Below are 24,245 nucleotides of genomic sequence, written 5' to 3'. Positions count from 1 at the left end.
GCGCCGCCCGCGCCGCGTCCTCAGCCCGTCCACGACCCGCGCCGAGAAGGCCCGCGCGCTGCGCGGGCTGGGCGCGCTCGGCGGTCTCGCCGGCGTCCTCGTCGCACTCATGCTGCTGCCCACCGCGTGCACGGCCGGGACCGGCGCCCGCGACGCGGCCGGCTGGTTCGACGGCGAGCCGGTGAACCTGACGACGTCCGGCGTCCCGCAGCGCTCCAGGATCCTCGCCGCGGACGGCTCCGTCATCGCGACGTTCTTCTACCAGAACCGGGTGGACGTCCCGCTGGACAGGATCGCCCCGGTCGCCCGCACGGCGGTGCTGGCGATCGAGGACAGCCGGTTCTACGAGCACGGCGCCATCGACGCCCAGGGCACGCTGCGGGCGCTCGCGAGCAACCTCAGCCACGGTCAGGTGACCCAGGGCGGCTCCGGCATCACCCAGCAGTACGTGAAGAACCTGCTGCTCACCCAGGCCGACAACGCCGAGGAGCGGGAGGCGGCCAACGAGGTCACCGCCGCCCGCAAGATACGCGAACTGCGGTACGCGGTGGCGATGGAGAAGAAGTTCAGCAAGGACGAGATCCTGCGCCGCTACCTCAACATCGCCTACTACGGGGACGGCGCCTACGGCATCGAGACCGCGTCCCGGCACTACTTCTCCAAGCACGCCTCCCAGCTGAACCTCGCCGAGGCGGCGCTGCTCGCCGGCATCATCCGCTACCCCTACGCCTACGATCCGATCCGGCATCCCGGCGAGGCGCGACAGCGCCGCGACACCGTCCTGGACCGGATGGCCGGCCTCGGCTGGGCCGACCCCGCCACGGTCGCGGAGACCAAGAAGCAGCCCATCAAGCTGGACGTCGACCGCGTGCGCAGCGGCTGCGTGACCAGTAAGGCGCCGTTCTTCTGCGACTACGTGCAGCGCGAGATCCTCACCAACCCGGTGTTCGGCAAGACGGCAGGGGAGCGGGAGAAGCTGCTCAAACGCGGCGGCCTCACGATCCGCACCACGATGGACCCGCGGGCGCAGAAGGCCGCGCAGCGCGCCGTGGACCGGCACGTCCCGCCGCGCAACTCCGCGCACAAGGCCGCCGCCGAGGCGATGGTGCGGCCGGGCACCGGCGAGATCAAGGCGATGGCCGTCGACCGCGCGCTCGGTCCCGACAAGGAGCGCGGCAAGACCTGGATCAACTTCGCCGCGGACGCCGGCCACGGCTCCAGCATCGGCATGCAGGCCGGGTCGACGTTCAAGGCGTTCACGCTGGCCGCCGCGCTGGACGAGGGACTGCCGTTCGGCACCCGGCTGATGGCGCCGCGCGCGTTCACGCCCGTCGGCTTCCGCAACTGCCGCGGTGAGCGGGTCGGCGATCCCGGCGCGTCGCTGCGCAACGCCGCCGACGGCGAGGGCGGCAAGGAGTTCAGCATCGTCACCGGGACGCACCACTCGGTCAACACGTTCTTCCTCGCCCTGGAGAAGAAGGTCGGCCTCTGCGACACGGTCAAGATGGCCGAACGGCTCGGGATGAAGCAGGCGACCGGCAAGCCGCTGGAGCAGTACCCGGCCTTCACGCTCGGCTTCAACCCCGTCTCCCCGCTGCGGCTCGCCGCCGCGTACGCGGCGTTCGGCGCCCGCGGCGAATACTGCGAGCCGATCGCGATCAAGGAGATCAAGGACGCGGGGGGCCACCGGCTGAAGGTGCCGGGCCGCGACTGCGCGCAGGTGATCGACCAGGGGGTCGCGGACGCCGTCAACTACGTGCTGCGCGGCGTCCTCACCAAGGGCACGGCGCGGGGGATGGGCATCGGCCGTCCCGCCGCCGGCAAGACCGGCACCGTCGACGACTTCTCCGCCGCCTGGTTCGCCGGCTACACCCCGGACCTGGCCGCGGCCGTCTGGGTCGGGGACCCGCGCGGCGGCTACCGGTATCCGATGGGCGACCTCTGCATGGACGGACGGTGCTACGGCCCCGTGTTCGGCGCGACCATCCCCGCGCCGATCTGGCAGCAGAGCATGAGCGGCGCGCTGCGGGGCACGGACCCCTCGCCGTTCCACCGGCCGCCGTCGCACTACTTCAGCAAGGGATCCGGTGAGGACCGCGCGAAGGTTCCCGACGTACGCGGCATGAAGCCGCGGAACGCCGTCGCCAGGCTCCGCGCCGCCGGCTTCAAGGTCGCCGTCGGCTCCCCGGTCGCGTCCCGCCGGTACCCGAAGGGCACGGTCGCCGGCATGTCCCCCGGCCCGGGTCCGGCCGAGCCCGGCACCACCATCACGTTGCGTATCAGCAAGGGCGGGAAGAAATCCGGCGAGACCGGGAGGAACAGGCCGCGTCCGCCGCTGCCCGGCGGTCCGGGGCGGTAGGTGCCCGCCTGACGCCCCCCGGTGCCGGGGCCGTCCGGCCCGCGCGTGTGATCATCCGGCCGGTCGGGTAGAGCAGTGCGGGGGGTGACCTCCGCGAGAGCCGATCGGGGGACGATCGTCATGCGAGCCATCGCCGTGTCCGAGTACGGCGCCACACCGGCGCTGATGAACCTGCCGCGTCCGGAGCCGGGACCCGGGGAGATCCGCGTGAAATTGATCGCGGCCGGGCTGAACCCGCTCGACTGGAAGATCGCCGACGGCATGCTCAAGGACTCCCTCGACGTGCCGTTCCCGCTCATCCTCGGCCAGGACGGCGCGGGCGTCGTGGACGCGGTCGGGGAGGGCGTGACCCGGCTGCGGCCAGGAGAGCAGGTCTACGGGTCCTTCTTCGGCGCGGAGCGCGGCCTCGGCAGCTATGCCGAGTACGCGATCGCCCGCGATGACGGGCCGGTCGCCAGGATGCCGGCGGGGATGATCTACACGCAGGCGGCGGCGGTGCCGACCGCGAGCATGACCGCGCTCGCCATGGTGGACCAGGCGCGCGTCGACACCGGGCAGACCGTCCTCGTCGTGGGTGCGACCGGCGGCGTCGGGCAGGGCGCGGTGCAACTCGCGTCCCGCGCGGGCGCCAAGGTCATCGCGACCGCCCTCGACGACATGGCAGGGACGATGCGGCGCCTCGGCGCGGACGAGACCGTCGACCACTCCAAGGGCGACCTCAACCGGCAGGTGCTCGCCGTCCACTCCGACGGGATCGACGTCGTGCTCGACATGGTCAGCGACACCGCCATGGCCGAGCACATCGCGCAGATGCTCCGTCCCGGCGGTACGTACATCAGCACGATCTGGGCGGTGAACCCCGACGCGATGGAGGCCAGGGGGCTGCGCGGCGTCAACTTCCAGGGCACGCCCTCGTCCGCGCTGCTGGAGCGGCTCTCCGCCCTCATCGACGCGAGCGCGTTCCGCGTCCGGGTCGAGCGCGAGGTGCCGCTCGCCGGGGCGGCCGGCGCGCTGGCCGGCAACCGGGCCGGCGGCGCCCGCGGCAAGACCGTGCTCCGCATCTGACCGCCGGACGAAGTGAAGACCGCCCGGTGCGGGGCATGCAGAGGCCGAGCCCGCGTGGGGCGGGCCCGCACTGACGGGAGGACACGATGGACCAGTCCGAGGACGAACGACGCACCCGGCTCCGCGACCTCGAGGAGTCCCTCGCCCGGCTCCGCGCCGACCTGCCCGCGCCGCCCGCCGACGCGGGCGACTTCGTCGACTCCGGGCAGTACCTCGCCCAGCGGGAGGAACTGCAGGGCCAGATCGAGGTGCTGGAGGCCGAACGCGAACGCCTCCGCGACTCCCTCGGCCTCGGCTGACCGCCGGCCGGGGACCCCGCGGGAACAAAGGCCGGGTGCCCCCGGTTGTGGGTGGTGCCAAGCAACCGAGGGGAGGCGCGGTATGACCACCTACGAGCAGTTCGAGCGCGCGACGCTGTTCTTCGACGCCAAGGACTACACCGGCGCGGCGCGCCTGCTGGTCCCGATCGTCCAGGACGCTCCCGGCAACCGCGCCGCCGTCGAGCTGCTGGGCCGCGCCTACTTCCACAGCGCCCAGCTCGGCCGCGCCGAGACGACCTTCCGCCGGCTCGTCGACCTCGACCCCTGCAACGGCTGGGCCCACGAGGCGCTGGCCCGCACCCTGGAGCGGCGGGGCCGCGCGGACGAGGCGGTCGTCTTCCGCAAGCTCGCCCAGGCCATGGGCGTCGCCCCCGCCCCGGGAGCCGAGGTCTCCGTGACCGCCCCCGACCGCTGTCCCGCCGCCCCCGAGCGGGGCTAGCAGCTGGGAAGGCGCAGGACGAAGCGGGCGCCGGAGCGGCCGTCCACCCGGTCGGTGAGGATCAGCGACCCGCGATGCGCCCTGGCGATGTCCCGGGAGATCGCGAGGCCGAGGCCGGTGCCGCCGGCGTCGCGGTGCCGGGCCTCGGCCAGCCGGGTGAACCGCTCGAACACCCGCTCGCGGTCCTCCGGCGCGATGCCGGTCCCGTCGTCGATCACCTCGACGACCGCGGTCGCGGGCGGCTCCCTGCGCAGGATCACCGTCACCTCGGACGTGGCGTGCCGGTCGGCGTTGTCGAGCAGGTTGGTCAGCAGCCTGGCCAGCTCGCTGCGCCCCCCGTGCACCGTCACCGGCCCCTCCGACAGGATGGTCACCCGGGTGCGGCGGGGGCGGCGCAGAACCTCCTCGTCCGTCAGCGCGGTCAGGTCCACGCGCTCGCGCTGGAAGGTCCGGTCGGCCTCCAGCCGGGCCAGCGCCAGCAGGTCGTCCACCACCGCCGACAGGCGCTCGGTGTTGTTCAGGATGGTCCGCAGCGTCTCCGGCACGTCCGTCTCGTCCGGCTCCGCGAGCGCCAGTTCCAGTTCCATCCGCAGCGCGGTGAGCGGACTGCGCAGCTCGTGCGACACGTCGGAGACGAACGCCCGCTGCCGCGCGACCGCCTGCTCCAGCCGGTCGAGGGTCGCGTTCACGCTCTCGGCGAGCCGCCCCACCTCGTCGCGGCGGCCCGGCGCCGGTACCCGGCGCTCCAGGTCGGTGGCGGCGATCTCGTCCAGCTTCCGGCGGATCTCGTCGACCGGCCGCAGCGTGCGGCTCGCCGACAGCCACGTCCCGTAGCCGACGAGGCCGGTGATGAGCGGGATGCCGAGCGCGAGCAGCGCCGCCGGCAGCGGGCGGGGCAGCAGCCCGGGCTTCGGGGCCAGCGCTTTGACGAACAGCGCGGACTGCCCGATGCCCTCCTGGAATTCGACGATCAGGTAGCAGCCGTTCCCCGGGGCGTCGACGCCGCACACGGTGCCCTCGCGGCGGGTCGCGTCCCTCGGCGGCGCGGGGAAGCGCACCGCCGGGCGCCCCTGCATCGCCGACGTGGCCGCGAGCACCCGGCCCTGCCGGTCCGTCACCTGGACGAGGTCGCCCGGGGCCCCCGAGAGCGGGTTCCGCAGCCTCCCGATCTCTATCACGAACGAGGTCCGGCCCGCCTGGCGCGTCAGCTCGTTGAGGGTCGTGCGGGACGCGTCCTGCGCGAGCAGGAGCAGCATCGCCGCCCACAGCGCGGTCGACAGCACCAAGGCGACCAGCGAGGCCGTCACCGTCACCCGGACCCGGATCTCCGGGTGACGCAGGACGGTCCGCCAGATCCAGTGACTCGGCCCCGTGAGCGGACGGCGGGGGCGGACGCGTATGGGAGACCTCCCGGGTACGTTCCTCCAGTACCTGAAATCCTTGCCTGAATAGCGCAAACGCCACCGTCGCGGACGGGTAAAACCCTGTCATGGCGCGTCCGCGCCCCCGCGCCGCCGCACGGCGCCGTCCGCGACCCGCGCGCCGCCGGGCCGAACCCTTCATCGCGGGCCGCCCCCGGAGAACGGCGAGCCCGTTGGGCGGCCCGAGACCGACGTGGATAGGCTCGGAGATCGCACCAGACCAATCCGTACTATCAGGGGGTTCCCCGTGTCGTCGATCGAGGCCGTACTCGCCCGGGAGATCCTGGACTCCCGCGGCAATCCGACCGTCGAGGTCGAGGTCCTGCTCGCCGATGGGACCGAGGCGCACGCCGCCGTGCCGAGCGGGGCCTCCACCGGCCAGTTCGAGGCCGTGGAACTGCGCGACGGCGGGGAGCGCTACGGGGGCAAGGGCGTCCGGGGCGCGGTCAAGGCCGTCAACGAGACCATCGACGAGAAGCTCGTCGGCTACCCGGCGTCCGACCAGCGGCTGATCGACCAGCTCCTGATCGACCTGGACGGCACCCCCGCCAAGTCCGCGCTCGGCGCCAACGCGATCCTCGGCGTCAGCCTGGCCGTCGCCAAGGCCGCCGCCGACTCCGCGGGCCTGCCGCTGTTCCGCTACGTGGGCGGGCCGAACGCGCACCTGCTGCCCGTCCCGATGATGAACATCCTGAACGGCGGCGCGCACGCCGACACCAACGTCGACATCCAGGAGTTCATGATCGCCCCGATCGGCGCGGCCACCTTCGCCGAGGCGCTGCGCTGGGGTGCCGAGACCTACCACGCGCTCAAGTCGGTGCTGAAGTCCAAGGGCCTGAACACCGGCCTCGGCGACGAGGGCGGTTTCGCGCCCGACCTGCCGAGCAACCGGGACGCGCTCGACCTCATCCTGGAGGCGATCCGCAAGGCCGGCTTCACCCCCGGCCGCGACATCGCGCTCGCCCTGGACGTCGCCGCCACCGAGTTCCACGCCGACGGCCGGTACACGTTCGAGGGCGCCAAGCGGTCCGCCGACGACATGGCCGCCTACTACGGCGAGCTGCTCGGCAACTACCCGCTCGTGTCGATCGAGGACCCGCTGGACGAGGAGGACTGGGCCGGCTGGGAGGGCCTCACCGCCGCCGTCGGCGACCGCGTCCAGCTCGTCGGCGACGACCTGTTCGTCACCAACCCCGAGCGGCTCGGCCGCGGCATCAGGTCCGGCGCCGCGAACGCGCTGCTGGTCAAGGTCAACCAGATCGGCACGCTCACCGAGACCCTCGACGCCGTCTCGCTCGCGCAGACCAGCGGCTACCGCTGCATGATGAGCCACCGGTCCGGCGAGACCGAGGACACCACGATCGCCGACCTGGCCGTGGCGACCAACTGCGGCCAGATCAAGACCGGCGCCCCGGCCCGCAGCGACCGTGTCGCCAAGTACAACCAGCTGCTGCGCATCGAGGAACTGCTGGACGACGCCGCCCGCTACGCCGGCGCCGCCGCGTTCCCGCGCTTCGACGCGCAGGGCTGACCAGCCGGGGAGTGCGACCGGCGGCCGGGGCGACGTTCCGGCCGCCGGAAGACCGGGCCACAGGCAGGGGACACGATGGCGCAACGTGAGGACCGGGCGGGCCACGACGACCAGGACGACCACGACGACCACGGGGCGCATCGCGGCAACCCGGCGTTGACCAGCCGCGCCGCCATCCTCGCGGTCGTGGTGTGCGCGATCGCGCTGAGTCTCGCCTACCCCGTCCGGGAGTACATCGCCCAGCGCAAGGAGATCGCCGACCTGCGGCGCAAGGAGGCGGTGGCCCGCCGCCAGGTGGAGATTCTTGCCCAACGTAAACAACAATTGGGTGATAAGTCATACATTGAGCGTGAGGCGACGCGAAGGCTCCATTACTGTCGTCCTGACGTAAAGTGCTACATCGTGCTGGACGGCGGCGGTGGTACGGACCAGCAGACCCACAAGGGCGGACCACCGAGCAAGCCGCCCTGGTACGAGACGCTGTGGCGGTCGGTGGAGGCCGCCGACCGGCGGCGCTGATCCCCCCCCGGGGGCGGCGCGGCCGCCGGCCACGGCGACGCAGCAGAACGGATCACCGATCCGCAGGTGGGGAGATGATCGAAGCAGGTGACATGGCCGCTGTCGCGGCCCAACTCGGGCGGGAGCCGCGCGGCGTCCGCGCGGTGGCGAGCCGCTGCCCGTGCGGGCGGCCCGCGGTGATCGAGACCGCGCCGCGGCTCGCGGACGGGACGCCGTTTCCCACGCTGTTCTACCTGACGTGCCCGAAGGCCGCCTCGGCCATCGGGACGCTGGAGGGCAGCGGCGTCATGCGCGAGATGCAGGCCAGGCTCGCCGAAGACCCCTCCCTCAGGGAGAAGTACGCCGCCGCCCATGAGGACTACCTGCACCGCAGGGACGAGGCGGCCCGCGACGAGGGCATCGAGCCGCTGCCCGCGGGCACGCAGAGCGCGGGCGGGATGCCCGACCGCGTCAAGTGCCTGCACGCGCTCATCGCGCACGAGCTGGCGGTCCCCGGCGTGAACCCGTTCGGCCGTGAGGCGCTGGAGGCGCTCCCGGAATGGTGGCGGTCCGGCCCCTGCGTCCAGGCGGTGCCCGGACCGGGGGAGCCCGAACCGGGGGAGGCGCGGTGACGCGCGTCGCGGCCATCGACTGCGGGACGAACGCGGTCCGCCTGCTGATCGCCGACATCGTGCCCGGCGAGGACGGCGGCTCGCTGACCGACGTCGAACGCCGGATGGAGATCGTCCGGCTGGGCGAGGGCGTCGACGAGACCGGCCGGCTGTCGCCCGCCGCGCTGGAGCGGACGTTCACCGCGATGCGCGGCTACGCCGAGCTGATCGAGCGGCACGGCAGCGGCGCCGGGCGCGACCCGATCAAGACCCGGGTGGTGGCGACCAGCGCGACCCGCGACGCCGCGAACCGGGCCGACTTCGTCCGCGGCGTCGTCGACATCTTCGGCGTCGTGCCCGAGGTGATCAGCGGGGACGAGGAAGCCGAGCTGTCGTTCAGCGGCGCCACCCGGGAGCTGGCGGCGCTGCGTCCCGCCCGCCCCTACCTGGTCGTCGACATCGGCGGCGGCTCCACCGAGTTCGTGCTCGGCAGCTCGTCGGCCGGCGCGGCCTCCTCGATCGACATCGGCTGCGTGCGGATGACCGAACGGCACCTGGCGGACGATCCGCCCTCACCGCAGCAGATCTCGCACGCCGTCGCCGACATCGACACCGCGCTCGCCGCCGTCCGGGAGCGGGTGCCGGTGGACGAGGCGCGCACGCTCGTCGGGCTCGCCGGGTCCGTCACCACCGTCGCCGGGATCGCGCTCGACCTGCCGGAGTACGACTCGTCCCGCATCCACCTGTCGCGCATCACCGCCACGCAGGTGCACGAGGTGACGCGCCGGCTGCTGCACGCCACCCGGGCCGAGCGCGCCCGGTTCGGCGTCATGCATCCCGGCCGCGTCGACGTGATCGGCGCGGGCGCGCTGATCCTCGACCGCATCATGCGGGAGTACGGGTTCGGCGCCGTCGTCGTCAGCGAACACGACATCCTGGACGGCGCCGCCTGGTCGCTCGTCTGACGCTCGCCAGAGCCTCAGCGTCCGAGCTGTGCCAGCAACGCGGGGATCAGCACCGCGTTCGGGTTCTGCTGCGGGACGTAGAGGCTCGGCGAGTTGCTGCCGGTCTGCTGGATCCACACCCGTCCCCGGTCGACGGTCGCGCCGGAGATCGACGACCAGCTCAGCGACACCCGGCTGCCGCGCACACCGCCCGGATGGACGGTCAGGCCCTGCGCCACGTCGATCGACTCGCCCGCCCGGACCCGCCGCACCAGCTCGGCGACGAGCCGCCGCTCGGCGTGCTCCTGGCACAGCTGGATCAGCCGCCCCCAGATGCGCTCGGGCTCGGCGTCCCGGGCCGGCAGGGCGTCCGCCTCGATCACCACCTCGACGCGCGGGCCGCCGCGGAACGGGAACCGGCCCGCCTGGAAGATCCACTGCGTGCCGGGGACGCGGCCGGATCCGGCTGGGCGCTCCGCCGCCCAATACGCCACCCACTCCACCCGCGCCCAGGTGAGCGACGCGCTCCCGTACGCGACGCCCCGGTCATCGGCGTACAGGTGCAGGCCGCGCACGCGCACGTCCAGCGGACTGACGGACGGGGCGTGCTCCCAGGCCGGCTGCTGTACGTGCGGGGCCGCATGCGGGCTCGCGGGCCCCGCGCCCGCCGCGGACCGTTTCGGCCGCGGCGGCCGCGGCCGGGGCGGGCGGTCCGGCTCGGGGTTGAGCCGCTCGGTCCAGTTCCGCCCGTCCCACCAGCGCAGGCTCCCGGTGCCGTACGGATCGGGGTACCAGCCCGGTTGCGACACTCCTGCCTCCCGCTTCGCCCGATGGCAGTGCCGGACACCCCGCCCCCCAACCGGCGAACGCATCGTACCGACCGGACCCCGCTCCGCACCGGTCATGGGCGCATCCCGGCCACCGCCTGTGGCGTGGGACGATCGGTGGTATGCCGACCGCCAACGCCCCCTTCGTGCCGCCCGGGTCGGGCTGGCCGGGGGACCCCGCGACACCGGACACCCCCGTCGCCCGCGGCACCGGCGAGGTCGTCGAACTGGCCGCCAAGGCGCCGGACCTGGACGAGCTGTGCGCCCGCCAGTCGGTGTGCCGCGCATGCGACCGGCTCGTGGCGTGGCGGGAGAAGGTCGCCGTCCAGCGCCGCCGCGCGTTCGCGGACGAGGAGTACTGGGGACGCCCCATCGCCGGGTGGGGCGACCCGGAGCCGCGCATCCTGATCGTCGGGCTCGCCCCCGCCGCGCACGGCGGCAACCGCACCGGGCGCATCTTCACCGGCGACCGGTCGGGCGACTGGCTGTTCGCGTCCCTGCACCGGGTGGGGCTCGCCACGCGGCCCACGAGCGTCCATGCGGGCGACGGGCAGCGGCTGATCGGCGCGCGGATGGCGGCGACCGTCCGGTGCGCGCCGCCGGACAACAAGCCGACGCCGCTGGAACGCACGACCTGCCTGCCGTGGCTGGCCCGCGAGGTCGAGATGGTCGCGCCGAGCGTCCGCTGCGTCCTGTGCCTCGGCGGGTTCGCCTGGCAGGGCGTGTGGCCGGCGCTCAAGCAGGCCGGCTACGGGGTGCCGCGCCCCCGGCCGAAGTTCGGCCACGGCGCGGAGGTCGAACTGGTGCCGCCGCCTTCGGCGGCCCGGCGCGACCCGGTCCTGATGCTGGGCTGCTACCACCCGAGCCAGCAGAACACCTTCACCGGCCGGGTCACCGAAGACATGCTGGACGCGGTCCTCACCCGCGCCCGCGACCACCGCTAGCGGGGCTCCAGGTTCGTCGTGCCGGGCCCGAGACGAAACCGCGGCTGCGGAGAGCGGCGGCGGCCGACGGCGGGGCAGGGCCTGGACCAAGCGGCCGAGGCGCGGTGACCGCCCCTGTCCCGGTCTGCCGCCCGCGGCCGCTTGGCGCCCCCGTTCGGCCCTGACCCGCCGTCTGCTTTCTGGTGGTACATCCGGTGAGATGCCAGAAGAGGGCAGGAAGTTCGCGAGCCGGGCAGGCGGGTAACGCTTCCGATATGCCTTCTACAACTGTCTCGGAGGGCGCCCCTTCGGGCCGTCCGGCGAACGCTCCGGGGACCGCGAAGCGGATCGTGATCGTCGGCGGTGGGTACGTCGGCATGTACACGGCCCTGCGCCTGCAGAAGAAGCTCCGCCGCGAGCTGCGCCGCGGCGAGGTCACCGTCACCGTCATCGATCCCCAGTCGTACATGACCTACCAGCCGTTCCTGCCCGAGGCGGCGGCGGGAAACCTGGAGCCACGGCACGTCGTCGCGCCGCTGCGCAAGGTCCTCGGACGCTGCCGGATCGTGAACGGGTACGTCACCCGGATCGACCACGCGTCCCGGCGGGTCACCCTCTGCCCGGCCGGGACACGGACCGACGGCGCCGCCGAACGCGACATCGGCTACGACATGCTCGTCGTCGCGGTCGGCTCCATCTCGCGCACCCTGCCCATCCCGGGACTCGCCGAATGCGGAATCGGCTTCAAAACCGTCGAAGAGGCGATCTACCTGCGCAACCACGTCCTGCACCAGCTCGACATCGCCGCGGCCAACCCCGACGACGAGCAGATCAGGAAGCGGGCACTGACCTTCGTGTTCGTCGGAGCCGGATTCGCGGGCGTCGAGGCCATGGCCGAACTGGAGGACATGGCGCGGGACGCGTGCAAGTGGTACCCGTCGATCGACCCGCGTGAGATGCGCTGGATGATGGTGGAGGCGACCGACCGCATCCTGCCCGAGGTGGGCCCGGAGATGGGCCGCTGGACCGCCGACGCCCTGCGCCGCCGCGGCATCGAGGTCAAGCTGAAGACGCTGCTGAAATCCGCCGAGAAACGGCACATCGTGCTGAGCGACGGCGAGGAGTTCGACGCCGGCACCCTCGTCTGGACGGCCGGCGTGAAACCGCACCCCGTCCTCCAGGCCAGCGATCTGCCCCTGGACGACAAGGGACGCCTCAAGGCGACCGCCGAGCTGACCGTCGAAGGGCTGGAGCACGTGTACACGGCGGGCGACAACGCCGCCGTCCCCGACCTCAGCGGAAAAGGCGAGTTCACCGCGCCCAACGCCCAGCATGCCGTCCGGCAGGCCAAACGGCTCGGCGACAACATCGCCGCGGACGTGCGCGGCGAACCGAGGAAGCCCTACGAACACGCCTACGTCGGCTCGGTGGCGAGCCTCGGCCTGCACAAGGGCGTCGCGAACGTCTACGGCGTCCAACTGCGCGGCCTCCCCGCCTGGTTCATGCACCGCACCTACCACCTGTCACGGATGCCGACCGTCAACCGCAAGTTCCGGATCACCATGGACTGGACGCTCGCGCTCTTCTTCCACCGCGAGATCGTCTCCCTGGCCGAACTGGAGCGGCCGCGCCAGGAATTCGAGCTCGCCGCCGGCCGCACCCGGGAGAACGCGACCGCCTGACCCGTCCACCGAGGTAAGCCCCCGGTCACGGGCATCCGGGGGTCTCTTGACTGACGCTGTGAAACTGGCCGGACCCGGCCGTGCTCGTCTAACCCAGGAAAGGAAGCGCGTGTCCCGGACCCTGACTCGATATGATGACGCCGCCCCTGTAGCCCAATGGCAGAGGCGGGCTCCCTAAAAGAGCCAATGTGTCGGTTCGAGTCCGACCAGGGGCACGCGCCGGTCGACCCTGCTCGCCGGCCTTCGGTCGGCTTCGCCGGGGGCCCGCAGTGTTGGCCCAGGGGGGCGACCCCCTGGAACCCCCGGTGCGAGGGCTTCGCCCTCGCGGGGTGGGTGGCTGGGGTTGGTGCGGGTCTATCGGTGGGTGCAGTGAGGTGCTCGCCGACCTTTCGGTCGGCTTGCAGTGTTGGCTCAGGGGGCGACCCTTTGGGGCTCCCGGTGCGAGGCTTCGCCCTCGTGGGTGGGTGGCTGGGGGTGGTGTGGGTCTTTCGGCGGGTGCGGCTTGGTGAACTGAGCGTGGTTTGGGCTGATCATGCGGGGGTTTCGCGCTTACACTGGGGGGCCACGTCGGCCGAAAGTGGAGACTCTGATGGAGAGCAGAAACCCCGCGTTCCGGGGGAACGCCTTCGACCAGCGGGCCGGAGGGCCGGGCTACGGTCCGCCCGGCCATGGAGCACAGCCGTACGGGGCGCCGCAGTACGGGGCCGCGCCCGGCTACGCGCCACCGGCCACCCGACCGATGACCATGGACGACGTCGTCGTCCGCGGATTCCTGACCCTGGCCACCCTCGTGATCACCGCGGCGCTGGCGTGGGTGCTGGTGCCCACCGAACTCGCCGCCCCCGTGCTCGTCCTGGCGCTCGTCGCCGAGATCGGGATCTGGGCGTTCATCACGTTCGGCCGCAAGGCCAACGCGCCGCTGGTGCTGGCGTTCGCGGGCGTCTACGGCGTCGTGGTCGGCATCATCAGCCACGCCTACAACGACCTCTACCACGGCGTGGTCTTCCAGGCCGTGATCGGGACGGCGCTCGCGTTCGGCGCCACCCTCGCCGTCTACGCGCTGCGCATCGTCCGCGTCACGCCCAAGTTCGCCAAGTTCGTCATCGCCGCCGGTGCCGCGCTCATCGGGCTGATGATCATCAACCTGGTGGTGCACCTGTTCGGCGGCGACCAGGGCATCGGCATCCGCGACCCGGGCAGCCCGCTCGCCTACATCTTCAGCGTCGTCGCGATCCTGGTCGGCTGCTTCTTCCTGCTGCTGGACTTCGACTCCATCGAGCAGGGCGTCCGGCGGCAGGCCCCGGAGAAGTTCGCCTGGTACTGCGCGTTCGGCCTGGTGCTGAGCCTCGTGTGGATCTACCTGGAGATTCTCCGCCTGCTCAGCTACTTCAGCGGACGCGACTAGCCGCCAACGCAGTGATCAGCCCCGCGCCAGGCGGTGCGGGGCTGATCCGTGTGGGATCTCTGCGCCAGAGTCGTGTCGGCTCAGCCGCACGATGGCGGGGGCATCCGCTGGCGGGATCCCACCGGGTCCGTGTGAGATTCGCTTGGTGCTGCCATCAGTAGTGGCGCGCGCGGCGCGTGCGCTCGTGCTCGCGCACCAGTGCCGCGGCGTAGCCGTGTGAGAGGTTGTGCTCCTCGGCCAGCCAGGAGCTGCGTTCCTCGCAGCGGGTGAACGAGGGGCCGTTCTCGATGGCGGTGAACCACTCGGGGATGTCACGTCCGGTGACTTGCGGGATGCGGGCGATCAGCTTGCTGTGCGTCTCCGGCGAGTGGTTCAGTGACAATTGGCACCTCCAGGTCGCGGGGCTCTTCCTGCTGACTCTGCAACACCTCTCCGCATGTGACAAGACCCTAACGGGGACCTATCTTTTGCGTTACGTAGATCATTTATAGCGGGGATATTCCCCGGAAACGCGCAGGTGGCCCGCATGAAGGCGGCACGGGGCGCTCTCATGCGGGCCACCGCCCGAAAAATCAGGAAAGGCGCTCCAGGACCATCGCCATGCCCTGGCCGCCGCCCACGCACATCGTCTCCAGCCCGAACTGCTTGTCGTGGAACTTCAGGCTGTTGAGGAGCGTGGAGGTGATGCGGGCGCCGGTCATGCCGAACGGGTGACCGACCGCGATCGCGCCGCCGTTGACGTTCAGCTTGTCGAGGTCGATGCCGAGATCCTCGGCGGACGGCAGCACCTGCGCCGCGAACGCCTCGTTGATCTCGACGAGGTCGATGTCATCGATGGTCATGCCGGCCTTGGCGAGCGCCCTGCGGGACGCCTCCACCGGGCCGAGGCCCATGATCTCCGGGGACAGGCCGGTGACGCCGGTCGACACGATCCGGGCCAGCGGGGTGATGCCGAGCTCGGCGGCCTTGGTGTCGCTCATGATGACGACCGCGGCGGCGCCGTCGTTCAGCGGGCAGCAGTTGCCGGCGGTGACCGTCCCGTCCGGGCGGAACACCGGCTGCAACTGCGACACCTTCTCGTAGGTGGTGCCGGGCCGGGGGCCGTCGTCCTTGGACACGACGGTGCCGTCCGGCAGGGTCACCGGGGTGATGTCCTTCTCCCAGAAGCCGTTGGCGAGCGCCTTCTCGGCGAGGTTCTGCGAGCGGACGCCGAACTCGTCCTGCGCCTGCCGGGACACACCGCGCAGCCCCGCCACGTTCTCGGCGGTCTGGCCCATCGCGATGTAGATGTCGGGGACCCTGCCGCCCTCGCGCGGGTCGTGCCACACCGGTGCGCCGCCCTCGGCCGCCTTCGCGGTACGGGCCTGCGCCTCCTCGAACGTCGGGTTCTGGGTGTCGGGCAGGCCGTCGCTGCTGCCCTTGGCGAACCGGCTGACGGTCTCCACACCCGCCGAGACGATCACGTCCGCCTCGCCCGCCTTGATCGCGTGCAGCGCCATCCGGGTCGTCTGGAGCGAGGACGAGCAGTACCGCGTGATGGTGGCGCCGGGCACGTTGTCCCAGCCCAGCAGGACGGACACGACGCGCCCCATGTTGTAGCCCTGCTCACCGCCGGGCAGCCCGCAGCCGAGCAGCAGGTCGTCGATCTGGTCCGGCCCGAGCTGCGGCACCTTCGCCATCGCGGCGGTGACCATCTGGGCGGTGAGGTCGTCGGGCCGGATGTCCTTCAGCGACCCCTTGAAGGCGCGGCCGATCGGCGAGCGCGCGGTGGCGACGATGACTGCCTCGGGCATTGCGGGTCTCCTGTCTCAGCGGCCAAAACGGTGCAACTTACTCACCGGTCACCTGGTCAATCTAATCGCTGGCCTCCCGCCCCGTACACGCCGCCCCCCGGACTCCATCGACGGCGAGTCGAATAAGTACGGGTTTATCCGGTGGTAGGGGAATCCCGGCGCCGTGATGACGGCCGCCCCATGTGCCCGGGACGTCGGGCGCCCCACGCTGAGACCCACGCCGCCGGCCGGCCGCCGTGAGCGCGGACGGAAGGCCGGCCGGCGGGCGCCCAGGTCGGCCGTGGGCCCGTCCTCTGGTGACCGGACGGGTCCCGGTCCTTCTGCGCTCAGCCGTCGGCCTCGGGGGCCGGCGACCGCCAGCGCTGCGAGCGCGTCCGAAGGCGGTTTCGGGCCTGCGAGAAACCGGTCGCGCAGTGAGCCGCCAGGCGGACCGGAGCGAGTCCCGCGACTGCCGCCTCCTTCAGGAGAGAAGGACGCCCCAGCGCCCGGCGCCAAGGGCGGCGCAACGGATACCGCAGGGTGGCCCAGCGCCCGCGGGGGCCGCGGTCGTGGCCGGCCACGGAGGCGCCGCTGACCTCGGTGCCGGCCTGCTCGGCGGCTTCGGCGGCGGCCAAGGACACGGGGAGAGCGACCTCGCCGGCCGGCTCCGGTTCCAGGCCGAGCGCGGACGCCACCGACGGGAGGACGGCGGCGGCCGCGGCGGCGTAGCCGCGGGCGGACGGATGGTAGCGGTCCTCGCTGAACATCGACAGCGGGTCGGCGGCGAACTCGCGGCCGAGCAGGTCGCCGAGGGACACCGACCGGCCGCCGTGCTCGACGACGGCGATCGTCTGCGCGGCGGCGAGCTGGCGGCAGGCGCGCCGCGCGAACCACCGCAGCGGCTGCAACAGCGGCTCGACCGAGCCGAGGTCGGGGCAGGTGCCGACGACGACATGGCTGCCGGCGGCGCGCAGCCGCTCGACGGCGTCCGCGAGATGCCGGACGGACTCGCCGGGGGAGACCCGGCCGATCACGTCGTTCGCGCCGATCATGATGACGGCCATGTCGGGACGGGTCTGCAGGGCCTGCTCGACCTGGCCGCCGAGGGCCTGCGACCGGGAGCCGGAGCGGGCCACGTTCGTCAGCCGGACGGGGCGGTCCGCCATCGCGGAGAGCCCGGTCGCGAGGACGGCGGCGGGTGTCTCCTCCGGCGAGTGGACCCCGAGACCGGCCGCGGTCGAGTCACCCAGCATGACCAGTGACATCGGTGCGCCGCCGAACGTCTCGCCGTACAGACCGTCCGCCACGGGCGGGGCGCCGTTGGGCGTCGCCTGGATGATCCTGCGGGCGAGCTTCGCCTCCGCCACGATGAGGCCGAAGGTGATACCGCCGAGGGCCGTGACGCCTCCGCCGCCGTACGCCGCGGCGGCCGCGATCCGGCGCGCGGTGAATGCTCTCAACATACTGGCTTGACCCTCCGTGATTAAGTTCCTACCCCGGTGTAAAGCCGTTGATGCCTGCGGGTACCGATCTCGGCTACCGTCAGAAACGGGAAACCTTCCGGACCCGCGTCCGTTCCCGCGCGTCAATGGCTGCGGAACAAGGACGGCACACGCATATCAACACACTGGACAAGGAAGTCGCGGTGCACGTACACGACTCGCTCGTCGAACTGATGGGCAACACCCCGCTGGTTCGGCTGCGCAAGGTCACCAGTGGCCTGCGGCCGCAGGTGCTCGCCAAGGTGGAGTACTTCAACCCCGGAGGATCGGTGAAGGACCGCATCGCGGTCCGGATGATCGACGCGGCCGAGAAGTCCGGTGAGCTGCGGCCGGGCGGGACGATCGTCGAGCCGACGTCCGGCAACACCGGGGTGGGGCTCGCCATCGTCGCGCAGGAGCGCGGCTACCGCTGCGTCTTCGTCTGCCCCGACAAGGTCGGCAAGGACAAGATCGACGTGCTGCGCGCGTACGGCGCCGAGGTCGTCGTCTGCCCGACGGCGGTCAACCCCGACCACCCCGACTCCTACTACTCGGTGTCGGACCGGCTCGCCGCCGAGATCCCCGGCGCGTGGAAGCCGAACCAGTACACCAACCCGCAGAACCCCCGGTCCCACTACGAGACGACCGGCCCGGAGCTGTGGGAGCAGACCGAGGGCCGCATCACCCACTTCGTCGCGGGCATCGGCACCGGCGGGACGATCAGCGGCACCGGCAGGTACCTCAAGGAGGTGTCCGGGGGCCGGGTGCAGGTCATCGGCGCCGACCCGGAGGGGTCCGTCTACTCCGGCGGCAGCGGGCGTCCCTATCTGACCGAGGGCGTCGGCGAGGACATCTGGCCCGACACCTACGACCGCGACATCTGCGACGACGTCATCGCGGTGTCCGACAAGGACTCGTTCCTCATGACGCGGCGGCTCGCCCGCGAGGAGGCGCTGCTCGTCGGCGGGTCCTGCGGGATGGCGGTGGTCGCGGCACTGCGGGTCGCCGAGAAGGCCGACCCGGACGCGGTCATCGTCGTGCTGCTGCCGGACAGCGGCCGCGGCTACCTCGGCAAGATCTTCAACGACGGCTGGATGGCGGACTACGGCTTCCTCACCCCGAACACCGAGGAGGCGTGCGTCGGCGAGGTGCTCACCCGCAAGGGCGCCACGCTGCCGGAGTTCGTGCACGTCCACCCGCACGAGACCGTGCAGACCGCGATCTCCATCATGCGCGAGTACGAGGTGTCGCAGGTCCCGGTGATGAAGGAGGAACCGCCGGTCATGGCCGCCGAGGTCGTCGGCTCGGTGGGGGAGAGCGACCTGCTCGACATCATGGTGAAGGGCCGGGCGAAGATGTCCGAGCCGGTCGAGCTGCACATGTCGCCGCCGCTGCCGACGCTCGGGTACGGCGAGCCGGTGAGCAAGGCCGTCGGCGTGCTGGAGAAGTCGGGGGCGGCGGTCGTCCTCGTGGACGGCAAGCCGAAGGGCCTCGTCACCCGCCAGGACCTGCTGGCGTTCCTGGCGGCGTCCACCACCTGACGAGCGGCGGAGGGCCCGGAGATCGCGATGATCTCCGGGCCCTCCGTGTGACGAGGTGCCGTGCCCGAGAAGGTGCCGGGTTGCGGAGCGCCGGCCGGTGGGCGGCGTTTCTGACCGGGCTCCGCAACCCGACGTTCGGGTGGGTGCCGCTAGGCGCGGTACCCGCTCGGGGCGAAGTCCTCCCGCGTGTCGGTGGCGAGGGGCCGCTTCTTCGGCTCGTCCCCGTGCCCCGGCCACCAGGCCCGGTGGCCCAGCATCGCGGTGATGCCCGGCACCAGGAACGTCGACATGACGAACGCCGACAGCGCGATGCCGATCGCGACGGAGAAGCCCATCTGCTGGAGCATCGAGACCGGCGCGAGCATCATCACCGAGAAGGTGCCGGCGAGGATGAGGCCCGCCGCGGCGACGGTCGGGCCGCCGTGCTGGACGGCCAGCGCCGCGGCCGTCCGCGGGTCGTGCCCCTCCTTCGCCTCCTCGCGCAGCCGCGCGGTCATCAGGATGTTGTAGTCGGTCCCGATGGCCAGCACGAACAGGTAGAGGACGATCGGCAGCTGGAAGGTGACGCCGGGTTCGCCCATCGCGCCCTGGAAGACGTACACCGCGGAGCCGAGCGTCGCGGCGAAGCCCAGCAGGACGGCGATGACCAGGTAGACGGGCGCGACGGCCGACCGCAGCAGCAGGGCCAGGATGAGCGCGATCAGCACCGCCGCCACCGGCAGGATGACCGACAGGTCGCGATTGTTGACGGCGTTGATGTCGGCGAAGATCGCCGTCTGGCCGCCGACGTAGGCGCGGGTGCCCGCCGGGGCGGCCTTGTGCACGGCCGGCGCCAGCTTGTCCTTGACCAGGCTGATCGACTCGTTGGACGCCGGGTTGGTCTTCAGCACCAGGTCGACGCGGGCCACGGACTTGTCCCGGCCGGGGACGGGCTGCTGCACCCTGCCGACGCCCGGCGCGGTCTTGGCGGCCGCGCTGAAGGACGCGAGCTGCTCCTGGGTGACCGGCTGCCCGTTCTCAGACTTGATGAACACCTGCACCGGGGTGGTCAGGCCGGGCGGGAAGCCCTTCTCCATGTCCTTGGTCGCCCGAGCCGACTCGGTGTCCTGCGGGAAGCCCGCGGCGAAGTCGTAGTCGGCCTTGAACCCGAGCGAGCCGAGTGCCAGCACGACCAGCACGAGACCGGACGCGGCGGCGGCGACCGCCGGACGCTTGCCGACGGCGCGGCCGATGGCCGTGGAGACCGAGCCCTTCGGTTGCTTCTTCCACGCCTTGGACGGCCAGAACACGGCGGTGCCGAGCAGCGACACGAGCGCCGGGAACAGCGTGAGCGAGGTGATGCCCATGACGACGACGGCGATCGCGAGGGACGGGCCCCAGGCGCTGAACACGCCGAACGTCGCGAGCAGCAGCACCAGGAACGTGACGGCGATGGCGGCGGCGGCCGAGGAGATGACCTCGCCGACCCGCTCCACCGCGGTGATCATCGCGGTCTTCTTGTCGTCGCCGGCGCGCAGCCGCTCCCGGAACCGGAACATCAGGAACAGGTAGTAGTCGGCGCCGATGCCGAAGAGCACGATCAGGATGATGGTGCTGAGGCTGTCGTCGCCGGAGAAGCCGAAGACCTTCGAGGCGGCGCCGATCAGGCCCATCGCGACCTGCATCGTCACCATGATCACGATGATCGGCAGCACCGCCGCCAGCGGGGCCCGGAAGATCAGCAGGATCAGGCCGATGATCAGCACGAAGGTGGCGATGCCGACGATCTCGAAGGACTTGTTGAAGGAGTCCTCGTTGTCGACGAAGCCGGCCACGTCACCGCCGACCTTGGCCTCCAGCCCGCTGCCCTTCAGCAGCGCCGGCAGGTCCTTGCGGATCTCCTTGACCGCCTCGCCCTGCTTCTTGCTGTCGGCCTGCGAGGTGCCCTTCATCGGCACCATGATCACCTGGACGGCCTTGTTCGGCGCGACGGCCTGCGGGCCGGTGAGGAAGTTCAGCACCGTCGGGGGCTTGGCGGAGTTCAGGGACGTGGCGGCCTCGTTGACCTTCGCGGTGTCCGGCGCGGTCAGCGGCCCGCCGTCGGTCCGCTTCACGACGATCAGCGAGGAGGTGTCCTCCTGCGCCGGGAACGCCTTCTCGGCGATTTTGATCGCCTGCACCGACTCGTACTTCGAGGGCAGGAAGTCGCCCTGGTCGGACTCGGTGGTGAGCTTGGGAGAGAAGGCGATGATCAATGCCGCGGCCACGAGCCACGCCACGATCGTCCACCACGGGTGTCTCACGACGAAGCGCGCGAGCCGAGCGAACATGGGACTTCCTTAATCAGGGTCGTTGGGATACCTGTAAAACGGTAGAGATCACATGGGGCTTTGAGGTCACCCCCAGCGCCGAAATAGCGGCTGATACCTGCGGGGGAGTACCTCCTCCTCTAGGAGGGGCGAGGGGTGGATAGCCTCGTACCCATGGACAACGAGGTTCAGCAGGGGTTCGAGACCCTGGCCATCCACGCGGGGCAGGAGCCCGACCCCACGACGGGGGCGGTCGTCCCGCCGATCTACCAGGTCTCCACCTACAAGCAGGACGGCATCGGCGGGCTGCGCGGCGGCTACGAGTACTCCCGGTCGGCCAACCCGACCCGTACCGCGCTTGAAGTATGCCTGGCGGAGACGGAGGGCGGCGCCCGCGGGCTCGCGTTCGCGTCGGGGCTCGCCGCCGAGGACGCGCTCCTGCGCACGGTCTGCCGGCCCGGCGATCACGTCATCATCCCGAATGACGCCTACGGCGGCACCTACCGGCTGTTCGCGAAGGTCGCCGAGCCGTGGGGCGTCGCGTTCGACCCGGTTCCGCTGGGCGACATCGCCGCGGTGCGGGCCGCGGTCCGTCCCGAAACGAAGATCATCTGGGTGGAGACGCCGACGAACCCGCTGCTCGGCATCGCCGACATCGCCGCGCTCGCCGCCGTCGCGCACGAGGCGGGCGCGCTGCTCGCCGTCGACAACACCTTCGCCTCGCCGTATCTGCAGCGTCCGCTGCAACTCGGCGCGGACGTGGTCGTCCACTCGACCACCAAGTACATCGGCGGGCACTCCGACGTCGTCGGCGGTGCGCTGATCGCGGCGGACCCGGGACTGGGCGAGCGGCTGGCGTTCCACCAGAACGCGATGGGCGCCGTCGCGGGTCCGTTCGACTCCTGGCTCACCCTGCGCGGGATCAAGACGCTCGGCGTGCGGATGGACCGGCACTGCGCGAACGCCGAGAAGATCGTCGAGATGCTCACGCGGCACCGGTCGGTCCGGCAGGTCCTCTACCCGGGGCTGCCCGACCATCCGGGCCACGACGTCGCCGCCAAGCAGATGAAGGCGTTCGGCGGCATGGTCTCGTTCCGCATGGAGTCGGCGGAGGCCGCCGTCCGGGTGTGCGAGCGGACGAAGCTGTTCACGCTCGGCGAGTCGCTCGGCGGCGTGGAATCGCTGATCGAGCACCCGGGCCGGATGACGCACGCGTCGGCCGCCGGATCGCCGCTGGAGGTGCCGTCTGACCTGGTCAGGCTGTCCGTCGGCATCGAGGACGTGGACGACCTGCGCCGTGACCTCAAGCAGGCGCTCGGGTGAAAATCAGCTGACCATTCCCCACCGGACTTGATCAAAACATCTATACTCGGCGCGCCAGGTTCGTAAAGGAGGGGCCCGGGTGCGCAAGGTACTGGTCTGTGGGGCGGCGTTCGCCGCGACATGTCTGGCCGCCGTGGCGGTTCCCGTGGGCGCCCACGCGGCCCCCCCGGTGCCGGGGGCGTCGTCCGGCCCGTCCGCGCCGCCGGCCGGGGAGCCCGGGACGGCGGCTCCCTCCGGCGAGCCGCAGACCGGCGACTCCGGCTCGCAGTCGCCGTCGGCGTCCGCCACGACCCTGCCCGGGAACGGGCGGCCGGGCGCGGACGGTGAGCCGGACGGCACCGCCACGGCGCGGGCCGTCATGGTCACCCCGCGGCTGCCGAAGTTCCGCACCTACGCCTACGGCAAGGACGCCGCGCAGAAGATCGACGCCTACTGGCGGCAGGACGCGCGGCAGGCCGGGCCGCGCCCCGTGGTGCTGATCCTGCACGGCGGCTACTGGCTGCAGGGCGACAAGGGCGGCGGCTGGAAGTACTTCGCGCGGCGGCTGACCGAGGAGGGCTTCGTCGTCCTGTCGGCGAACTACCGGCTCTCACCCAAGGCGCACTGGCCCGCGCAGCGGGACGACTCCCTGGCCGCGCTCGCCTTCATCAAGAAGTACGCCCGGGTGTGGAACGCCGACCCGGCGCGCGTCGCCGTCGTCGGGTCGTCGGCCGGCGGCCAGCTCGCGACCCAGCTCGGCACGCTCGGCACGGGCACCCGGCAGGTGCGCGGCGTGGTCGCGCTGTCGCCGCCGAACAACCCGTACCTCGCCTACCAGGACGGCGCGAAGCCCGGCGCCACGCCCGGACAGCGCAAGCTGCGGCGGGCCGTGGTCGACCTGATGAACTGCGAACCCGGCGTCACGGTCGGCGCCGAGCCCGATCCCGAGACCGGTGCCGAGCCCGAACCCGGCACCGTGACGGGCGAGGTCTGCCTGCCCCTGCTGGACGACGCCAGCACCGTCACGCACGTCTCGCCCGGCGACGCGCCGATGCTGCTCATGCACGCGACCGGCGACTTCGTCCCGGTCACGCAGAGCACCGGGCTGGCGGCCGCGCTGCGCGCCGCGGGCGTCCAGGCGACCGTGAAGACGGTCGAGGGGCACATGCACGCGACGGACATGCTGAGCGACGAGCAGACCTACCCGACGATCGTCGGCTGGCTCAAGGGCCACCTGAAGCCGGGCGAGTAGCCCCGGCCCACGGGCGGGGCGAGGCTCAGCCGTTCCAGACCATCAGGACGAGGATCGTCAGCCAGATCAGCGAGACGACACCGGACATCGCCGCCAGCCGCCCGCGTTCCACCTGCGCGATCTCCGCGCCGGAGGCGGGGGCGGGCGGGGCCTGTGCGGTCTCGGTCTTCTCCGCGCCCTCGGCCGTCCGCGCGGCGGCGGGACGGGCCGGGACCGCCGCGCGTCCCTCCTCGGCCGCCGCGACCTCCAGCAGATGCGCGGCCTTGCGCTGGTCGCGCTCGATGATCAGCAGCAGCGCCAGCGCGACGACGAACAGCGTCATCGACACCGTCAGCCATATCTCCGCCAGATCGCCCTTGGCCAGTGCCAGCCCGAACAGGAAGATCCCGAGCGTGGCGAGGCCGTAGATCTGGGTGGTCCGGTGCAGGTACCGCACGACCGTGACGTTGCGGTTGCGGATGTAGCGGGGGGCGGACATGGTCGCGGCCGTCAGTGGCCCCAGCGTGAAGATCGCGAACCCGATGTGCAGGAACAGCAGCAGGCGGTCGGAAGTCGACATGCCCCGACCCTAGCCGCCTCCGGCG

Annotated in this window: 21 protein-coding genes and 1 tRNA gene; 15 read left to right on the top strand and 7 right to left on the bottom strand. The window is 72.0% G+C overall.

Annotated features, from left to right (window positions below):
* From AF1_RS17705 to AF1_RS17690, 4 genes are all read left to right on the top strand, one after another.
* Window positions 1-2,359 (top strand): penicillin-binding protein (locus AF1_RS17705; protein WP_157419219.1); only part of this gene is annotated, 2,359 nt, incomplete at its 5' end.
* Window positions 2,360-2,479: 120 nt separating this feature from the next.
* Entirely contained in the window at window positions 2,480-3,424 is a 945-nt protein-coding gene (locus AF1_RS17700) for an NADP-dependent oxidoreductase (RefSeq protein ID WP_067799960.1), read from the top strand.
* A gap of 86 nt (window positions 3,425-3,510) precedes the next feature.
* The gene (locus AF1_RS17695) at window positions 3,511-3,723 is read left to right on the top strand and encodes a hypothetical protein (RefSeq protein ID WP_067799956.1); all 213 of its coding nucleotides are present in this window, start codon (window positions 3,511-3,513) and stop codon (window positions 3,721-3,723) included.
* A gap of 82 nt (window positions 3,724-3,805) precedes the next feature.
* On the top strand, window positions 3,806-4,183 hold the full coding sequence (locus tag AF1_RS17690) for a tetratricopeptide repeat protein (protein ID WP_067799953.1): 378 nt from the start codon (window positions 3,806-3,808) through the stop codon (window positions 4,181-4,183).
* Here AF1_RS17690 and AF1_RS17685 read toward each other — a convergent pair.
* On the bottom strand, window positions 4,180-5,496 hold the full coding sequence (locus AF1_RS17685; protein WP_242608815.1) for a sensor histidine kinase: 1,317 nt from the start codon (window positions 5,494-5,496) through the stop codon (window positions 4,180-4,182). The genes AF1_RS17690 and AF1_RS17685 overlap by 4 nt on opposite strands.
* 355 nt (window positions 5,497-5,851) lie before the next feature.
* Between AF1_RS17685 and eno the strand changes: the two genes are divergently transcribed.
* From eno to AF1_RS17665, 4 genes are all read left to right on the top strand, one after another.
* Entirely contained in the window at window positions 5,852-7,135 is a 1,284-nt protein-coding gene (gene eno / locus AF1_RS17680) for a phosphopyruvate hydratase (protein ID WP_067799950.1), read from the top strand.
* A gap of 75 nt (window positions 7,136-7,210) precedes the next feature.
* Window positions 7,211-7,654, top strand: coding sequence for an FtsB family cell division protein (locus AF1_RS17675; RefSeq protein WP_067799947.1), 444 nt, complete (start codon window positions 7,211-7,213; stop codon window positions 7,652-7,654).
* 74 nt (window positions 7,655-7,728) lie between these two features.
* Entirely contained in the window at window positions 7,729-8,265 is a 537-nt protein-coding gene (locus AF1_RS17670; RefSeq protein ID WP_067799944.1) for a DUF501 domain-containing protein, read from the top strand.
* Window positions 8,262-9,209, top strand: coding sequence for a Ppx/GppA phosphatase family protein (locus AF1_RS17665; protein ID WP_067799940.1), 948 nt, complete (start codon window positions 8,262-8,264; stop codon window positions 9,207-9,209). Before AF1_RS17670 ends, AF1_RS17665 begins: the two co-directional genes overlap by 4 nt.
* A gap of 14 nt (window positions 9,210-9,223) precedes the next feature.
* Here the strand turns inward: AF1_RS17665 and AF1_RS34515 are convergent, their stop codons facing one another.
* A complete protein-coding gene (locus AF1_RS34515) occupies window positions 9,224-9,997 on the bottom strand; it encodes a DUF2510 domain-containing protein (protein WP_067799938.1) in 774 nt (257 codons plus the stop codon).
* A gap of 140 nt (window positions 9,998-10,137) precedes the next feature.
* On the opposite strand from AF1_RS34515, the gene AF1_RS17655 reads away from it, so the two are divergent.
* From AF1_RS17655 to AF1_RS17640, 4 genes are all read left to right on the top strand, one after another.
* The gene (locus AF1_RS17655; protein ID WP_067799934.1) at window positions 10,138-10,959 is read left to right on the top strand and encodes a uracil-DNA glycosylase; all 822 of its coding nucleotides are present in this window, start codon (window positions 10,138-10,140) and stop codon (window positions 10,957-10,959) included.
* A gap of 329 nt (window positions 10,960-11,288) precedes the next feature.
* Window positions 11,289-12,620 carry an NAD(P)/FAD-dependent oxidoreductase gene (locus AF1_RS17650; protein WP_255218816.1) on the top strand — a complete coding sequence of 444 codons (1,332 nt, stop codon included), beginning with the start codon at window positions 11,289-11,291 and terminating at the stop codon, window positions 12,618-12,620.
* A 142-nt stretch (window positions 12,621-12,762) separates the two neighbouring features.
* Window positions 12,763-12,835, top strand: a tRNA-Leu gene (locus tag AF1_RS17645).
* 374 nt (window positions 12,836-13,209) lie between these two features.
* On the top strand, window positions 13,210-14,025 hold the full coding sequence (locus AF1_RS17640; protein WP_067799932.1) for a Bax inhibitor-1/YccA family protein: 816 nt from the start codon (window positions 13,210-13,212) through the stop codon (window positions 14,023-14,025).
* Between the two features lie 154 nt (window positions 14,026-14,179).
* Here the strand turns inward: AF1_RS17640 and AF1_RS17635 are convergent, their stop codons facing one another.
* From AF1_RS17635 to AF1_RS17625, 3 genes are all read right to left on the bottom strand, one after another.
* Window positions 14,180-14,407 carry a DUF4287 domain-containing protein gene (locus AF1_RS17635; protein ID WP_067799929.1) on the bottom strand — a complete coding sequence of 76 codons (228 nt, stop codon included), beginning with the start codon at window positions 14,405-14,407 and terminating at the stop codon, window positions 14,180-14,182.
* Between the two features lie 190 nt (window positions 14,408-14,597).
* Window positions 14,598-15,818 carry an acetyl-CoA C-acetyltransferase gene (locus AF1_RS17630; RefSeq protein ID WP_067799926.1) on the bottom strand — a complete coding sequence of 407 codons (1,221 nt, stop codon included), beginning with the start codon at window positions 15,816-15,818 and terminating at the stop codon, window positions 14,598-14,600.
* A gap of 326 nt (window positions 15,819-16,144) precedes the next feature.
* On the bottom strand, window positions 16,145-17,260 hold the full coding sequence (locus AF1_RS17625; protein ID WP_084263048.1) for an SGNH/GDSL hydrolase family protein: 1,116 nt from the start codon (window positions 17,258-17,260) through the stop codon (window positions 16,145-16,147).
* 182 nt (window positions 17,261-17,442) lie between these two features.
* On the opposite strand from AF1_RS17625, the gene AF1_RS17620 reads away from it, so the two are divergent.
* Window positions 17,443-18,819: a cystathionine beta-synthase gene (locus AF1_RS17620; protein WP_067799923.1), complete on the top strand. Its 1,377-nt coding sequence runs from the start codon at window positions 17,443-17,445 to the stop codon at window positions 18,817-18,819.
* Between the two features lie 149 nt (window positions 18,820-18,968).
* Here the strand turns inward: AF1_RS17620 and AF1_RS17615 are convergent, their stop codons facing one another.
* Window positions 18,969-21,128: an MMPL family transporter gene (locus AF1_RS17615; protein ID WP_067799920.1), complete on the bottom strand. Its 2,160-nt coding sequence runs from the start codon at window positions 21,126-21,128 to the stop codon at window positions 18,969-18,971.
* Window positions 21,129-21,281: 153 nt separating this feature from the next.
* Here AF1_RS17615 and AF1_RS17610 point away from each other — a divergent pair, with 153 nt between their 5' ends.
* Both AF1_RS17610 and AF1_RS17605 read left to right on the top strand, forming a co-directional pair.
* The gene (locus AF1_RS17610; protein ID WP_067799915.1) at window positions 21,282-22,430 is read left to right on the top strand and encodes a cystathionine gamma-synthase; all 1,149 of its coding nucleotides are present in this window, start codon (window positions 21,282-21,284) and stop codon (window positions 22,428-22,430) included.
* Between the two features lie 79 nt (window positions 22,431-22,509).
* Window positions 22,510-23,661 (top strand): alpha/beta hydrolase fold domain-containing protein, encoded by a 1,152-nt coding sequence (locus AF1_RS17605; RefSeq protein ID WP_242608816.1) that lies wholly within the window; start codon window positions 22,510-22,512, stop codon window positions 23,659-23,661.
* Between the two features lie 25 nt (window positions 23,662-23,686).
* Here the strand turns inward: AF1_RS17605 and AF1_RS17600 are convergent, their stop codons facing one another.
* Window positions 23,687-24,220 carry a hypothetical protein gene (locus AF1_RS17600; protein ID WP_067799912.1) on the bottom strand — a complete coding sequence of 178 codons (534 nt, stop codon included), beginning with the start codon at window positions 24,218-24,220 and terminating at the stop codon, window positions 23,687-23,689.
* Between the last annotated feature and the right edge of the window lie 25 nt (window positions 24,221-24,245).

It is taken from the genome of Actinomadura formosensis NBRC 14204, assembly GCF_001552155.1.
GTDB classification, from domain to species: domain Bacteria; phylum Actinomycetota; class Actinomycetes; order Streptosporangiales; family Streptosporangiaceae; genus Spirillospora; species Spirillospora formosensis.
The sequence above is the reverse complement of the archived record's forward strand: the minus strand, read 5'-3'. Positions and strand labels throughout refer to the sequence as shown.